Source organism: uncultured Devosia sp. (assembly GCF_913055165.1).
GTDB lineage: Bacteria > Pseudomonadota > Alphaproteobacteria > Rhizobiales > Devosiaceae > Devosia.
The window spans coordinates 1-14,006 of record NZ_CAJXJS010000074.1; the positions used below are offsets into that span (position 1 = coordinate 1).

Consider the following 14,006-nt stretch of genomic DNA (forward strand, 5'->3'; position numbering starts at 1 on the left):
CGCCCGATCGACACCGTGCGGCCTGCCTCCTCACCCGGCACTTCGTCGGTACCGCGTGTTGTCGGTGAGGACGGGGACAGTATGGGGGATTTTTCTACCCCGGGGATAAGATTGTTTCGGATCGTCGTCGAGGCGGAAATGGGGTGGTTTCCTGCCTGTCTGCTATCAGCCCCTAAGCTCTCTTGGCAGCCGCTACAGATTTGCCTACCTATCATCGTCATCCTCATTGTCGTCCAGCTCGACGTCCTCAACGTCTTCGTCCTCATCACCATAGTGCAGGCTTTCGAGCAACGAGACTTCCAGCATTTCGCGCCGCTGTTTGAAGTCAGCGACCTCTTCGTAGTGCGATTCAAGCTCGTCGAGCACGGTGATCTTCCGCCACTCGGACCGCAGGGCTGCCAGATATTCGCCTTCAAGGGCTGGGTCGAAAGGTAGTGGCGTGACACGCTCGCGGATGAAGCTCGAATTCGGGCCGCTCGCCTCCTTTGATAGAAAATAGGCGAGCAACTCGGCCTGCAGGATGTCCTCCTCTTCAAAGTCGAACTTCTTGCGAATGAATATTTTTGACGCTTTCGACCGATAATCAATCTCGTAGGTATACAGATTGAGACGTCGGGCCTCGTCCTCGACGATTTTATGAACAGGGATAACGACCTTCGAAATCACCGTACCGACGAATTTTCGATGCCGGCGCTCATTTGAGGTGACCACCCACCCACCGACATCGATCTTCACGTCGAGGTGCTTTTCCAGGAATTTAACGAGCTCGTCGCGCTCTTGGGCGGGCGCTAAGACCGAATCTAAGCTGTAGCGGCCATAACGTTGAGACGTGTAGAATCGGCCCAAGAGGGCAATGAATTCGTTTTCCCGCGCAGGAAATATCAGCCCATGCGGCCCTCTCAACCGCCGCGCAAGCTCTTGGTGAGTGTGAGTGATCAGGCTTTTCTCAAAGTCTTCCTGATCGACAGTGTTATCATGCTCCGTCAGAATAACCGCTATCTTCAGCAAACGCTCGACGCCGACAGAAACCGAATAGAGGAACTCGAAGGCGTCTTCTTCGGAAGCAAAATGCTTTATCTCGTGGAATGCCAGGAGCCCGTTAAAGATGAACCGTCCAGCGATATCGAGCTCGGTGCCGAGGTTGAAATTCTTCCAGTACTCGTCAGGCCGCACTTAAGCGTTCCCCTCTAATGTGAATCTACTGTTAGCGGTGGCGACCAGACATTCAATATTCCCCTGCGCCAGCATCATACATTCCGCCTTGCAAGTGTGGGGATACGGGTTCGGACCTTCTGACACCAGTCCCGTCGGGGAAAGATTGGAAGCTACTCGGACAATTGGAAAGAGGCGAAAATGGCCAAGGACGACTTTGAAGAGCTTATGTCAAAGATGCGCTTTGACACGGAAAACATGCTCAATTTGATTGCAACATCCAATATCATGCTGGACGCACAGCAGCTCTACGATCCAGCCTTCCATGATGAGCATGCCGCTGGAGCTGCGAAATGCCATATCTACATGATCGGTCACACGCCGACTGTAAAATTTGAGAACGCATTCCAAAACGGCAAAACAGCGCACTTTGCCTTCACGGTCTCCGGCGTAAGCTACGAAGTGCCGATAGATCTCCCGCCAGGTGCAGCCATCAAGCATGATCAAGGCGTCTACATCTTGATGCCCGATGGAAAAAAAGCTTGGCCAAACCAGAAGCTAATTGGAATGGAGCTCTCTAGACAGAGCGGTGGCTTCGACTTCAACGTCTTGTATGTCGGTCAGGCGTTCGGAGACTCGGGTAGTCGAAATGCCCTAGACCGGCTGGCAAAGCACGAAACACTACAAAAAATTTCGATCCAAGGCGTTCCTGACGGACGACGGCTATCGGTCCTTCTGGTGCAAATAATGCCAGGTACGCGGCTAATTACCTTCTTCAATCCGTTCGCTAAGGAGCAGGACGAGAATGGTGATCGGATCGATCTTGGGCTAGACAAGCTATACGGAACTAGCGAGGCTGAACGGACAACTCTCTATGAGGCGTCATTCATTCGTTACTTCCAGCCAAAGTACAACAAATTGTTCAAGAATAGCTTTCCGTCTACAGACATGAAATCTCTAAGTGATTGCTATGATAAAGACATACAATCTGTGGTCGCTGAGTTTGGCTTTGGCGATTTCCCATACTTTCTTTGCTCGGAAGCGGTAGCGAAAAGCGACCATCACATTGCGCATCATGAATTGCACAACGAGGAGGACAGAAAGTTCTTCTTTTATGACAGGGGATAGCCGGTCTAATTCGAGCGTTGTAAAGTGTGAGAATGCGTACCTTGGCAGTCCTGACCTTCCACCAACGGGCGCTGGTTACGTCTGCTTTCTAGAAGCCGGGCTAGCGAGCAATGGCTAAATGGCGTCGGTTTCCGCCACAACGAATCTCCCCGAGACGGGGCCCCAGGGAGAATTGCGGGACGATGCTGAGTGCGGCGGCCTCTCAGTAGTTCGCGCCGCCAGCGATTTCGCGCAGTTCCAGCACCAGGTCCGGAATGCCGTTGTCGATATGCATCTGCATGAACTCGCGGGCCAATGTGGTGGCGACTTCAAGGTCGGGCGCCTCGAACACGGCATAGCCGCCCAGCACCTCCTTGGCTTCGGTGAAGGGGCCGTCGGTGACGATGATCGTGCCTGAGGCGCCGCCAAGGCGCCGACCCTCTTCGGCGCCTTTGAGGCCACCGGTGGAAATCAGCGTGCCGTTGGCCAGGCATTTCTCCATCCAGGGACCCATGGCGTCCATCAACCCCTGGGACACGTCTTCGGGCTTGAGGTCGGCGGGCGGCATGATGCTCATGAAATAACGCATGAAAAATCTCCTGTGGCTGCGTTGTTGATCCTTACACAGGCGCAACGGGCCACAGGACAAAACTTCGACAACAACCGTACCGTACGGTACGGTACGGAAATTTCTTGAAGCCTGCCTGGAATGGGTCTAAACAGAACCAACGCAAAAACCGGTCCACCGGCAGTATCTCGAGGACAACACCATGCCCGCCTATCGTTCCCGCACCACAACCCATGGCCGCAACATGGCCGGCGCGCGCGGCCTTTGGCGCGCCACCGGCATGAAGGACGGGGATTTCGGCAAACCGATCATTGCCGTGGTGAACAGCTTCACCCAGTTCGTCCCCGGCCATGTGCATCTGAAGGATCTCGGCCAGCTGGTGGCCCGCGAAATCGAGGCGGCCGGCGGCGTCGCCAAGGAGTTCAACACCATTGCGGTCGATGACGGCATCGCCATGGGCCATGACGGCATGCTCTATTCGCTGCCCAGCCGCGACATCATCGCGGACTCGGTGGAATATATGGTCAATGCGCATTGCGCCGACGCCATGGTCTGCATCTCCAATTGCGACAAGATCACCCCCGGCATGCTCAATGCCGCCATGCGTTTGAACATCCCGGTGGTCTTCGTTTCCGGCGGTCCGATGGAAGCAGGCAAGGCGCTGGTCAAGGGCAAGCTTCAGGCGCTCGATCTGGTCGATGCCATGGTGATGGCCGCCGACGACCACTATACCGACGAGGAAGTGCAGGCCGTCGAGGAGGCCGCCTGCCCCACTTGCGGCTCCTGCTCGGGCATGTTCACCGCCAATTCCATGAACTGCCTGACCGAGGCCTTGGGCCTCAGCCTGCCGGGCAATGGCTCGACGCTCGCCACCCATTCGGATCGCAAGCGCCTTTTCCAGGAGGCTGGTCACCTGATCGTTGACCTGGCCCGCCGCTACTATGAGCAGGAAGACGAAAGCGTGCTGCCGCGTTCGATCGCCACCAAGGCGGCTTTCGAAAACGCCATGAGCCTCGATATCGCCATGGGCGGCTCGACCAATACCGTACTGCATATCCTGGCGGCGGCCTTCGAAGGCGGCGTCGATTTCACCATGGACGATATTGACCGGCTGAGCCGCAAGGTGCCGGTGCTCTCCAAGGTCGCCCCGGCCAAGCAGGATGTCCACATGGAAGACGTGCACCGCGCCGGCGGCATCTTCGCAATTCTGGGCCAGCTCGACCGCGCGGGCCTGATCAATCGCACCGAACCCACGGTCCATGCGGCGACCATGGGCGACGCCATCGACAAATGGGACATTTCGCGCACCAATTCCGAATCCGTGCGTCAGTTCTACATGGCCGCGCCCGGCGGCGTGCGCACAACCCAGGCCTTTTCCCAGTCCAATCGCTGGAAGGAACTGGACACCGATCGCACCAATGGCGCCATCCGCTCGCCTGAAAACCCCTTCTCCAAGGATGGGGGCCTCGCCGTACTCAAGGGCAATATCGCGCTCGATGGCTGCATCGTGAAGACCGCAGGCGTGGACGAGTCGATCCTCAAATTCACCGGTCCGGCCCGCGTCTTTGAAAGCCAGGACATGACGGTCAAGGCGATCCTTTCCAACGAGGTCAAGGAAGGCGACGTCGTCGTCATCCGCTATGAAGGTCCCAAGGGCGGCCCGGGCATGCAGGAAATGCTCTATCCCACGAGCTATCTCAAATCCAAGGGTCTCGGCAAAGCCTGTGCTCTGCTGACCGACGGACGCTTTTCGGGTGGCACATCGGGCCTCTCCATCGGCCACGCCTCGCCCGAGGCGGCAGAAGGCGGCGCCATTGGCCTCGTGCGTGAAGGCGACATGATCGAGATCGACATTCCCAACCGCACCGTCAATGTGCTGGTCTCCGATGCTGAACTCGCCGCCCGCCGCGCCGAGCAGGACAAGCTCGGCTGGAAACCCGCCCAGCCGCGCAAGCGCAAGGTCACCACGGCATTGAAGGCCTATGCGGCCCTGGTGACCTCGGCGGCCAAGGGCGCGGTGCGCGACACGGCGGCTATCGACAAGCTCTGGAACTAGGGTGCATCCGCTATGTCACGGTTCCGCCCTCGGATCTGACCCGAGGGCAACCAGATCATCGCATTCGCAGCGCATGATCCTCGGGCCAAGCCCGAGGAGGACAATGTGTCTCCTGCGGCAATGCGCCTTTGCGACAATCGCGTGACAAGCAGGCGGGGCGGTGCTACATCGCCCGCAGCCAACCAGCGGCCTGCCAAGGCTTGCTGGCCTGGTCAGGCTCGATAGCGGGGATTCCACCCTCCCTATCGGGCCGACCCAATCTCACCAAAATTCAGATTATGCCCAGTTCGGCCTGCAGCTTCTTGGTCAGGCCCTTGGCCACCAGCGCATGCGAGCGAGCGGCATAGGCTCGCACGTCGTCGTCGCTGAGCTCGGAATCCTGCGCCACGCTCACCCATTGCCGCTTGGCGAAATAGGCCGCCTGCGTCACGCCCTCAAGGCTGGTGAGAATATCGAAGCTCTCTTCGCCACATTTGAAGACCACCCGAAAGGGCGCATTGTCAGACAGCAGGCAAAACACCTTGCCGCCCACCTTGGCCACACGCGCTTCCCACTGATCGACGAAGGTGACACCGGGGAGCGCTGAGAGAGCGGCGTCAAAGCCATCGCGCACGAACAGGCTCAATTGTCTTCACCGACATCCGGCAGAGGCAGGAAATCAACGCCATCCTCGATCAGGCCAAGGACCTCATCCTTGGTCGCCTCGCCATAGATGCCGCGCGCTTCTGCTTCTTCGAAATGGATCTTGCGGGCTTCTTCGGCAAAACGGTCGCCAACATTTTCCGCCTCGCTCATCACCTTCTGCCGGTATTGGCGCAGCATGGCGCGAATCCTGGCGGCCTCGGGATGGTTGGCGCTCAGCGGCACGCGTTCCTGGTCGGTGCGGGCGACATTGGGCGCCATCGGGGCCTTTTCGACATGGGCATCGCCGCACTGGGCACAGGTGACGATGCCACGCGCCTGCTGCTCGTCATAGGCAGCGGCGCTTTTGAACCAGGCCTCGTAGCGATGGCCGTTAGAACATTGAAGCGAATACTGGATCACGTTTCTGGTCGTCGTTTCTTCCGGCGCGCTGTGGCGCCCATCATCCTTCCATATAGGAAACCGGCTCAGCCCTGCAAATCCGGGCCGGAAAACTCGCGGGCATTGGCCAGGGCCGGCACGCGCCGGCGCGCCTCGATCACCGCCGCCGGATCGATCTCGGCGACCAGGACGCCTGGCCGGTCATGCTCGAGTTCGGCAATCACCTTGCCCCAGGGGTCGATGACCAGCGAATGGCCATAGGTGGACCGGCCATTGGCATGGCTGCCGCCCTGGGCGGCGGCAATGACATAGGACCCCGTCTCGATCGCCCGGGCACGCAGCAGCACATGCCAATGGGCCTGGCCCGTCGGCACGGTAAAGGCAGCGGGCACTGCCATCAGCGTTGCCCCGCCATTGGCCAGGGCGTTGTAAAGGCGGGGAAAGCGCATGTCATAGCAGATGGAAAAGCCCAGGGTGAAATCACCCAATGGCGCGGTTACGGCCGTTTCGCCGGGCATGTAGGTGGCGCTTTCGCGATAGGCGTTGAGCCCGGCAATATCGGCATCAAACAGGTGGATCTTGTCATAGATCGCAGCCTGCTCCCCGTCCGGCCCGAACAGCACCGAGCGATTGGCGAAGCGCCCGTCCTCGGCCGGGACCGGCAGCGAGCCGATATGGATATGCATATCATGCTGGCGGGCCAGTCCCCCCACCCGTGCCAATTGCGGATGGCCCTCGAACGGCGCCGCCACTGATTTCAACTGGTCCCGGTTCTCGGGAAAGATCAGCGTCACCTCAGGGGTCAGCGCATACCGCGCACCCTGCGCAGCGGCCTCGGCCAGCAGCGGTTCGAGCGCAGCAAGATTGGCCTCAGGGTCGAGGCCGGAACACATCTGGATGGCGGCGATTTTCATGCGTGGCTACTGCGCCAGCAAGGGGTCGAGCCCGCCGCGCCTATCGAGCGCGGCCATGTCGTCATAGCCCCCGACATGGGTCTCCCCGACAAAGATCTGCGGCACGGTGCGGCGCCCATTGGCGCGCTGGGTCATCTTCTCGCGCAGCGCCGGATCGAGCACGGTGATCTCGGTATAGTCCACGCCCTTCTCGTTCAGCAGCGCCTTGGCCGCGTGGCAATAGGGACAGGTGGGTGTGGTATAGATTTCGACCTTGGCCATGTATTTCCTGGCTCCCGAAAAATTCAGGCGATTTCCTCCCTTATATGGGCAGATCCTCGCCAATGACAACGCGGGCAAATGTCAGCACATTGACCACTTCGGCACCGCCCCGCTTGAGCACGCGCGTGACGGCCTTGACTGTCGCCCCGGTGGTATAGACATCGTCGACAAGCACAACGGGATGTCCCCTGAGCCGTTCCAGCACTTGCGGGTGAACCGAAAAGGCGCCTTGCACATTGCGCAGCCGTCCATCGCCGGAAAGCCCCACCTGTTGCCTCGTCTTGCGGTGCCGCCGGACCAGATGGGCATCAACATCCAACCCGGTCTGCCGGCCCACCTCCCGGGCCAACAATACGGACTGGTTATAACGCCGGAACCGCAACCGACTGGCATGGAGAGGCACGGGCACGATGACCGGCCTGGCATCCCAGAATGCCTGGCCCGCCTGCACCATCAATCCGGCACAGAAACGGGCCAGTTCAGGGCGATCGCCATATTTGAGGCGGCTGATCAGCGTGCCGGCGATTTCGCCATAGGCGACCGCCGCCCGCGCTTGCGCAAAAGGTGGAGGGTCGGCCAGCGCCTCCGCCGACAGCGCCTCGCCCATGTCGGCTTCGAACGGAATACCCAGCACCGGGCAGAGCGGCGCGGTGATCTGCCGGAGCCCCGAAAAACATGGGCTGCAGAGCGCATCGCCACCTGTCAGCGGCTCCTTGCAGGCTGCGCAGACCGGCGGATAGACAAGGTCAAGCAAGGCACCGCCAATCCCGGCCAGCCCGCGTCGCACAGTCCTGACCGGTGCCATGCCTTTGACTTCCCCGTCCCCCGTCTCCATAAGGCGCATATTGCTCACGATCCCGTCCCGGCGAAAACCCCCAGCATGACCACCGCCCCCCGCCTGTTCGACGATGTCCAGATCGCCCGCAATCTGAAGAGGCGCCAATCGGTCGACAATTTCGTGCGTGAGCTTGTCCTCGAGGACCTGTCCGAGCGCCTCAGCGCCTACAAGCGCGACTTTACCCAAGCCATTCTGATCGGGCCGGATGCCGAGACCTTGCCAAGCTCGCTGGTGACAGCCAATGGCCCGGTCACGGTGCAGCGGGTGGAGGCCTTTTCTGGCGCGGAGTTCCCTGCTCTGCCGGAGGGTGAGCAAGACCTTGTCATTTCGCTGCTGCACCTGCAGGCGGTGAACGACGTGCCGGGGCATCTGGCGCGGTTGCGGCGGGTGCTCAAGCCCGATGGCCTGCTGCTGGCCGCCTTTCTGGGCGGCGAAACCCTGACCGAATTGCGCGAAGCCTTTCTCGCTGCCGACCTGCAGGTGACCGGCGGCGCCTCGGCGCGCGTCGCGCCCATGGCGCAGGTGCGCGACGCCGGAGCCCTTCTGCAGCGGGCCGGCCTTGCACTGCCGGTGGCCGATGTCGAGACTCATCGCGTCCGCTATGCCAATCCCTTTGCATTGATGGCCGAACTCAAGGCGCTGGGCGCTTCCAATCCACTGGCCGACCGGCCCCGGCGCTTTGCCACCCGCACCCTGCTCTCCGCCGCTGCCCAGGCTTATGCCGAGAAGGAAAGCGATCCCGATGGCCGGGTGCGCGCAACCCTTGAGATCATCTGGCTGGCCGGCTGGGTGCCGCATGAAAGCCAGCAAAAGCCGCTGAGGCCCGGCAGCGCCACGGTCAGCATGAGGGATGTTCTGGGAGGAGAAACGCCATGACCCTGACGGTCTGGGGCCGCAAGACCTCCTCCAATGTGCAGGCTTTGATGTGGTGCATCGGGGAGCTGGAACTCAACTACCAGCGCCACGAAATCGGCCATATCCATGGTGGCAATGACACGCCGGAATTCCTCGACATGAACCCGAATGGCACCGTGCCCGTGCTGCGCGATGGCGATGGCCTCGCACTATGGGAGACGGGTGCGATCCTGCGCTATCTGGCCGCCCGCTACGCCACCGACAGTTTCTGGCCTGCCGATCCGACCGACCGGGCCGAAGTGGATAAATGGGCCGAATGGGCCAAGATCAATATCACGCTGGGTTTCACCGGACCGGTCTTCTGGCGCGTGGTGCGCACGCCCCCCTCCAAACGAGACCCCCAGGCTATTGCCGGGGCTCTGGCCAAGCTCGAGCGGTTCCTGGCGATCGCGGAGATGCAATTGACCCGCCATCCCTTTCTGGCTGGCGATGCCCTGACCCTTGCTGACATCCAGTTCGGCCACGTGCTCTATCGCTATTTCGATATCGACATTGCTCGCCCGCCCCTGCCGGCTCTGGAGAGGTATTATCGGGCCCTGACCCAGCGCCCGGCCTTTGCCGAGCACGTCATGGTTTCCTACGAACCGCTACGGGTGACTGACTAGATGGACCTGCCCGCCGGCCATATCCTGATCCTTTCCGGCCATCCGGGCTCGGGCAAGACGACGACGGCCGAAGCTCTGGCGCATATGTCTGGCGTCCCCAAGGTCCATCTGCATTCGGACGACTTCTGGGGCTATATCAAGACCGGCAAGATCGAGCCCTGGCTGCCCGAGTCGCACACACAGAACCAGATGGTCATGGAGATCGCGGCGGGTGTCGCCGGCGCCTATGCGCGCAACAATTATTTCGTGGCGCTCGATGGCGTCATCCGGCCCTGGGCGTTGCCGATCTTCAGTGCGCTGGATTTGCCATTGCACTACGTCGTACTGCGCACCTCTGCCGACGAGGCCGTGGCGCGCTGCCTAGCGCGGGGTGGCGATAGCCTGAGCGACCCGGATGTGGTGGCCGCATTGCATTCCGAGTTCGCCGACCTTGGCGAACATGAGCGGTTTGCGCTCGATGTCGGCGGCCTGGGCCGGGCCGAGACCATCACCGCTTTGCAGGCCGCCTTGACCACTGGCCGCTACCGCCTCAATGGGCCACCGACTTCGACAGAAGGTTGAGGATCAGCACGCCGGACATGATCAGCCCGATGCCGACAACGGCCCAGACATCGAGCTTCTGGCCATAAAGGGCAAAGCCGATCAGCGAGACCAGCACAATGCCAGCACCCGACCAGATGGCATAGGCAATGCCGACCGGGATCGTGCGCAGGGTCATCGACAAACAGTAAAACGCCACACCATAACCCACCACGACCAGGATGGACGGCAGCAGGTTGGAGAACCCCTCTGACGCCTTGAGCGCCGAGGTGGCAATCACTTCAGCGATAATGGCAATGGCGAGATAGGCATAGCTGGGCATGGGATCACCGGAAAATCACATTCACCGGCTTTGATCAGATCGGCGACGCCAAGTCACGCTGCTGGTTTGGTTTGTGCTCATCCGGCAATAAAAAAGGCCGGTGTCTCCACCGGCCTTTTCCAATCAATCTGACGCAGAAGCTTACGCCGCTTCCTCGTCGCTTTCGGCTTCGGCCGCATCGGCCTTGGTGCGCTTGGGGCTCTTGGCGAGCTGCTTTTCGATCAGCTGCACGGCCTCGGTGAGGGTGAGTTTGCGCACGGCGCCGATTTCGCGGCTCATGCGGTCCATGGCCTGTTCGAACAGCTGGCGTTCCGAATAGGACTGCTCGGGCTGCTCTTCAGAGCGATAGAGGTCGCGGACCACTTCGGAAATGGCGATCAGATCGCCCGAATTGATCTTGGCTTCATATTCCTGGGCGCGGCGCGACCACATGGTGCGCTTGACGCGGGCGCGGCCGGTGACGGTCTCGAGTGCCCGCTTGACTTCGTCTTCCTCGGCCAGCTTGCGCATGCCGACGGACTTGATCTTGGCGACCGGCACCCGAAGGGTCAGCTTGTCCTGCTCGAAGCTGATCACGAACAGCTCCAGGGTCAGCCCAGCGACTTCCTGCTCTTCAATGGCGACGATCATGCCGACGCCGTGGGACGGATAGACGACATGCTCGCCCGTCTTGAACCCAAGCCGCTGCTGCTGCTTCTTGGCTACCATATGCTGGAACTCCTTGTTGACGCCCCAAATGGCTGGTTCCTTGCGGAAGGGCCAGCCAACCTACTTGTTTGGCGCCCGACCCGGGCGCATAAGCGCAGTCGAAACCCACATCGCTCCGGATCCGCCTTGCCGGAACGTCGTGCATCAGCCTTGTCTGGTGTCAAAAAAATCGTGCCTTGCGGCACGGGCTGGGTGAAGGGCTCAACTGCATATGGTGACACCATAGCACAAAAATTCAGCAGAATCAAAAGGAACGAATCAAGCGCGCGAGCACGCGGGCGGTCGCGCCTGTCAACACATGACAGAAACGTCACAAACCCTTGCCAAGTCTTGTCAATTTTGGCTTGACGGCGAGAGCGGATCCGCTCAGTCGCCTTCCCCGGGGGCCTCGGAGAAATATTTGCCCAGCTTGTCGTCCTCGCCGTCACGTTCCTTGGCATCGGGCAGGGGATCGCGGCGCTCGGTCAGGTTCGGCCAGGAGGCGGAGAATTTTCGGTTGAGTTCGAGCCATTCGTCCAGCCCGCTTTCGGTATCGGGCTTGATCGCTTCGGCGGGACATTCGGGCTCGCACACGCCACAGTCAATGCATTCGTCCGGATGGATCACCAGCATGTTCTCGCCTTCATAGAAGCAGTCCACCGGACACACTTCCACGCAGTCGGTATATTTGCAGGCGATGCAATTGTCGGTGACGATATAGGTCATCTAGGAGGCGATCCCGTCTTGTTGCGGCCCAACCCTTAGGGCAGGTCAGCCCGCCTGTCTCAACGGGTTCGGTGCTAAACCGTTTTCCGCCGCATCGCAAGGCCGTCCGAGGGGACGGTTTGGCGCATGGGGCTAGCGAGAGGAAAGACTTGTCTAATCCGGTTCGCTGCCGCGCAATCTGTCCGTCTCGCGCCGCTCTTTCTTGGTTGGACGCCCCGCTCCCGCCGGTCTCTCGGCAATGGCCGCATCATAGGGCGACAGCTCGGCTTTGGGCACGGGCGGGGGCGAAATATCCTCGTAAAGCCCCTGCGCCTCGCTGGCCGGCCCCCGCCGCGTCCCGCAATCGAGGATGCGCCAGACCACGATGCGGTTGTGGAGCGACATGGTCAGCACATCGCCCGCGCCGACCTTGAAATCGGTGCGCTCGGTCTTTTCCGAATTGACCCGGATAGCGCCGCTTTCGATGATCTTCTGCGCCAGGGTGCGCGACTTGACGGCGCGCGAAAAGAACAGGAACCGGTCGAGCCGCTCCTTGCGGAGCGGTATCTGTTCGGTCCCGGCCAATCGCTACTCCGACTTGCCGCGCAGGGCCGCAAGCGCCGCAAAGGGGCTGTCCGGATCAAAGACCGGCTTGCGATCCTCGCGCGGCGGGCGACGATCCTTGCGGTCGCCCCGGTCCGCCTTATCCGGACGACCCTTACCATTGTGCGGCTTGCCACCTGCCCGCTCTTCACCATCAGGGCGGCGGGGCCCCTTGCCGTTGTGGCGCGGACGATCATTGCGGCGGCCCTGCTGACCGTCCGCATCACTCTCACGACGCTGCCGCCCGCGATGGTTGTTGTCATTGTGGCGCCGACCGCCGGGGAACCAGACCTCGTCGAATTCCGGCTCGGCCGGCTGGGCAGCCGCCGTTTCGGCCGGCGCCGCGTCGGGCACCACGCCTTCGGCGGGGGCGGTCTCTTCCAGCGTCGCGGTTGCAGCGGCAGCCTCATCCACTGGTTCGACGCTGGCGGGCGCCGCATCCAACGACTGTTCGAGCGCCTCGCTTTCCTCAGAGGCCTCCGCCGGTGGCACGGGCGCAGGCGCCTCAACCACCTTGGGCGTGCGCTTTACGCGATAGCCCAGCGAGGTCAGGATGGAGGAGAAATCCTCGCCCGAGCAGCCCAGCAGGCTCGTCATTTCCACGGTGACGCGGAAACCATTGCCCTCTGCCGCTCCGGCCGGCAGTTCGCCCTGATAAGGACGGCTGGCATCCAGCGCCACCAGTGGCCGGATGATATCGGCCAGCCGCTCAAGGATGTCCACACGCACGGCGCGGCTGCCCGCCACCTTGAACCCGGCGATCTCATAAAGCCGCGTATCGACTTCCGGATCGACCACGAAAGAGGTGCGGCCGGAGAGCACGATATGGGGAATGTCGGTGACGCCGGGCTGGCGTACGCCGCCATTCTTCAGCGCAAACAGGATCAGTGCCAGTTCGCGCGGCGCCGGCTTCAAAGACAGCGGCAGATAGATGTGATAGGCGCCGAACTTGATACCGAGCTTCCTGAGCTTGCCGCGCACATCCTGGTCGAGCGCCTTGACCTCGTCGGCCACCTGCGCCCGTGGCAAGAGCCCGATATGCTCGAACAACTGATAGGCAAGGCCGCGTGCGGTCCCTTCCAGATCGGCCGGCGCCTCGAGCGCCATGACCTGTTCGAGCACGGTATTGATGTGGTGCCGCAGCCAGAGCGAGAGGCGGTCCTGCACCTTTTCCAGGTCCGGACCGGTCAGCGTTTCGTCGGCCAGCATGATGATGCGCGGCCGGTAGAGGCTGTCGCCCTCGGCCAGTTCGGCCACGATCTCGCCACGCCAGCGCAGCCGGCCATCTGTGGCCAACACGAATTCTTCATTTGGCGAACCGGCCAATCTATCGGCACGATTGCGTATCTCCGGGGCGACAACCGAGTCGGCGGCGCCACGCAATCCCTTGGCGTCCAATTCGCCATCATTGCGGGCCAGGGTGAAGCGGAAGCCTTCAAGCGTGCCGATGAGATGGCCTTCCAGCCGCACTTCGCCGCGCTCGGTAATTTCGGGAGATACCATACGTTTGTCTTTCAGATGGCGGAGCAACACACTGGTGCGCCGGTCCACGAAGCGCTGGGTAAGCCGCTCATGCAGAGCGTCACTCAGTCGGTCCTCAATGTCTCGCGTCTTTTCGCGCCAATAATTCGGGTCTTCAAGCCAGTTTTTTCGATTGGCGACAAAGGTCCAGGTCCGGATCTGCTTGATCCGGTTACTAAGTGTGTCAAT

The 14,006-nt window shown here is 61.1% G+C and carries 16 protein-coding genes and 1 pseudogene; 5 read left to right on the forward strand and 12 right to left on the reverse strand.

Annotated features, from left to right (window positions below; translation table 11 throughout):
• Nucleotides 1-204: 204 nt before the first annotated feature.
• Entirely contained in the window at nt 205-1,173 is a 969-nt protein-coding gene (locus tag QZ564_RS17090; RefSeq protein ID WP_297112578.1) for a hypothetical protein, read from the reverse strand.
• 180 nt (nt 1,174-1,353) lie between these two features.
• On the opposite strand from QZ564_RS17090, the gene QZ564_RS17095 reads away from it, so the two are divergent.
• Nucleotides 1,354-2,280: a hypothetical protein gene (locus QZ564_RS17095; protein WP_297112581.1), complete on the forward strand. Its 927-nt coding sequence runs from the start codon at nt 1,354-1,356 to the stop codon at nt 2,278-2,280.
• 202 nt (nt 2,281-2,482) lie between these two features.
• On the opposite strand, the gene QZ564_RS17100 is transcribed toward QZ564_RS17095, so the two are convergent.
• Nucleotides 2,483-2,848, reverse strand: a complete 366-nt coding sequence (locus QZ564_RS17100; protein ID WP_297112584.1) for a YciI family protein — start codon at nt 2,846-2,848, stop codon at nt 2,483-2,485.
• 181 nt (nt 2,849-3,029) lie between these two features.
• On the opposite strand from QZ564_RS17100, the gene ilvD reads away from it, so the two are divergent.
• Nucleotides 3,030-4,883 carry a dihydroxy-acid dehydratase gene (ilvD, locus tag QZ564_RS17105; RefSeq protein ID WP_297112587.1) on the forward strand — a complete coding sequence of 618 codons (1,854 nt, stop codon included), beginning with the start codon at nt 3,030-3,032 and terminating at the stop codon, nt 4,881-4,883.
• 271 nt (nt 4,884-5,154) lie between these two features.
• On the opposite strand, the gene QZ564_RS17110 is transcribed toward ilvD, so the two are convergent.
• From QZ564_RS17110 to QZ564_RS17130, 5 genes are all read right to left on the reverse strand, one after another.
• Nucleotides 5,155-5,508, reverse strand: a complete 354-nt coding sequence (locus QZ564_RS17110) for an MmcQ/YjbR family DNA-binding protein (RefSeq protein WP_297112590.1) — start codon at nt 5,506-5,508, stop codon at nt 5,155-5,157.
• Nucleotides 5,505-5,927: a DUF1178 family protein gene (locus tag QZ564_RS17115; protein WP_297112592.1), complete on the reverse strand. Its 423-nt coding sequence runs from the start codon at nt 5,925-5,927 to the stop codon at nt 5,505-5,507. The genes QZ564_RS17110 and QZ564_RS17115 overlap by 4 nt, the downstream gene beginning before the upstream one ends.
• A 65-nt stretch (nt 5,928-5,992) precedes the next feature.
• A complete protein-coding gene (locus QZ564_RS17120; RefSeq protein WP_297112596.1) occupies nt 5,993-6,820 on the reverse strand; it encodes a carbon-nitrogen hydrolase family protein in 828 nt (275 codons plus the stop codon).
• Between the two features lie 6 nt (nt 6,821-6,826).
• Nucleotides 6,827-7,081: a glutaredoxin 3 gene (gene grxC / locus QZ564_RS17125; protein ID WP_297112599.1), complete on the reverse strand. Its 255-nt coding sequence runs from the start codon at nt 7,079-7,081 to the stop codon at nt 6,827-6,829.
• A gap of 40 nt (nt 7,082-7,121) precedes the next feature.
• Nucleotides 7,122-7,925 (reverse strand): ComF family protein, encoded by an 804-nt coding sequence (locus QZ564_RS17130; RefSeq protein WP_297112622.1) that lies wholly within the window; start codon nt 7,923-7,925, stop codon nt 7,122-7,124.
• 36 nt (nt 7,926-7,961) lie between these two features.
• On the opposite strand from QZ564_RS17130, the gene QZ564_RS17135 reads away from it, so the two are divergent.
• Genes QZ564_RS17135 through QZ564_RS17145 form a run of 3 tightly spaced genes read left to right on the forward strand, consistent with a single transcriptional unit; the run spans nt 7,962 to nt 10,000 of the window.
• Nucleotides 7,962-8,795: a methyltransferase domain-containing protein gene (locus QZ564_RS17135; RefSeq protein ID WP_297112602.1), complete on the forward strand. Its 834-nt coding sequence runs from the start codon at nt 7,962-7,964 to the stop codon at nt 8,793-8,795.
• On the forward strand, nt 8,792-9,439 hold the full coding sequence (locus QZ564_RS17140) for a glutathione S-transferase family protein (protein ID WP_297112604.1): 648 nt from the start codon (nt 8,792-8,794) through the stop codon (nt 9,437-9,439). Before QZ564_RS17135 ends, QZ564_RS17140 begins: the two co-directional genes overlap by 4 nt.
• A complete protein-coding gene (locus tag QZ564_RS17145) occupies nt 9,440-10,000 on the forward strand; it encodes an AAA family ATPase (RefSeq protein WP_297112607.1) in 561 nt (186 codons plus the stop codon).
• On the opposite strand, the gene QZ564_RS17150 is transcribed toward QZ564_RS17145, so the two are convergent.
• The 5 genes and pseudogenes from QZ564_RS17150 to QZ564_RS17170 form a co-directional block, all read right to left on the reverse strand.
• Nucleotides 9,969-10,301, reverse strand: a complete 333-nt coding sequence (locus tag QZ564_RS17150) for an SMR family transporter (protein ID WP_297112610.1) — start codon at nt 10,299-10,301, stop codon at nt 9,969-9,971. The two genes, QZ564_RS17145 and QZ564_RS17150, sit on opposite strands and share 32 nt — an antisense overlap.
• A gap of 141 nt (nt 10,302-10,442) precedes the next feature.
• On the reverse strand, nt 10,443-11,009 hold the full coding sequence (locus QZ564_RS17155; protein WP_297112613.1) for a CarD family transcriptional regulator: 567 nt from the start codon (nt 11,007-11,009) through the stop codon (nt 10,443-10,445).
• A gap of 366 nt (nt 11,010-11,375) precedes the next feature.
• Entirely contained in the window at nt 11,376-11,714 is a 339-nt protein-coding gene (gene fdxA, locus QZ564_RS17160) for a ferredoxin FdxA (protein ID WP_297112616.1), read from the reverse strand.
• 153 nt (nt 11,715-11,867) lie between these two features.
• The gene (locus QZ564_RS17165) at nt 11,868-12,278 is read right to left on the reverse strand and encodes an RNA-binding S4 domain-containing protein (protein WP_297112619.1); all 411 of its coding nucleotides are present in this window, start codon (nt 12,276-12,278) and stop codon (nt 11,868-11,870) included.
• 3 nt (nt 12,279-12,281) lie between these two features.
• A pseudogene (locus tag QZ564_RS17170) lies at nt 12,282-14,006 on the reverse strand (helicase); the annotation flags it as partial.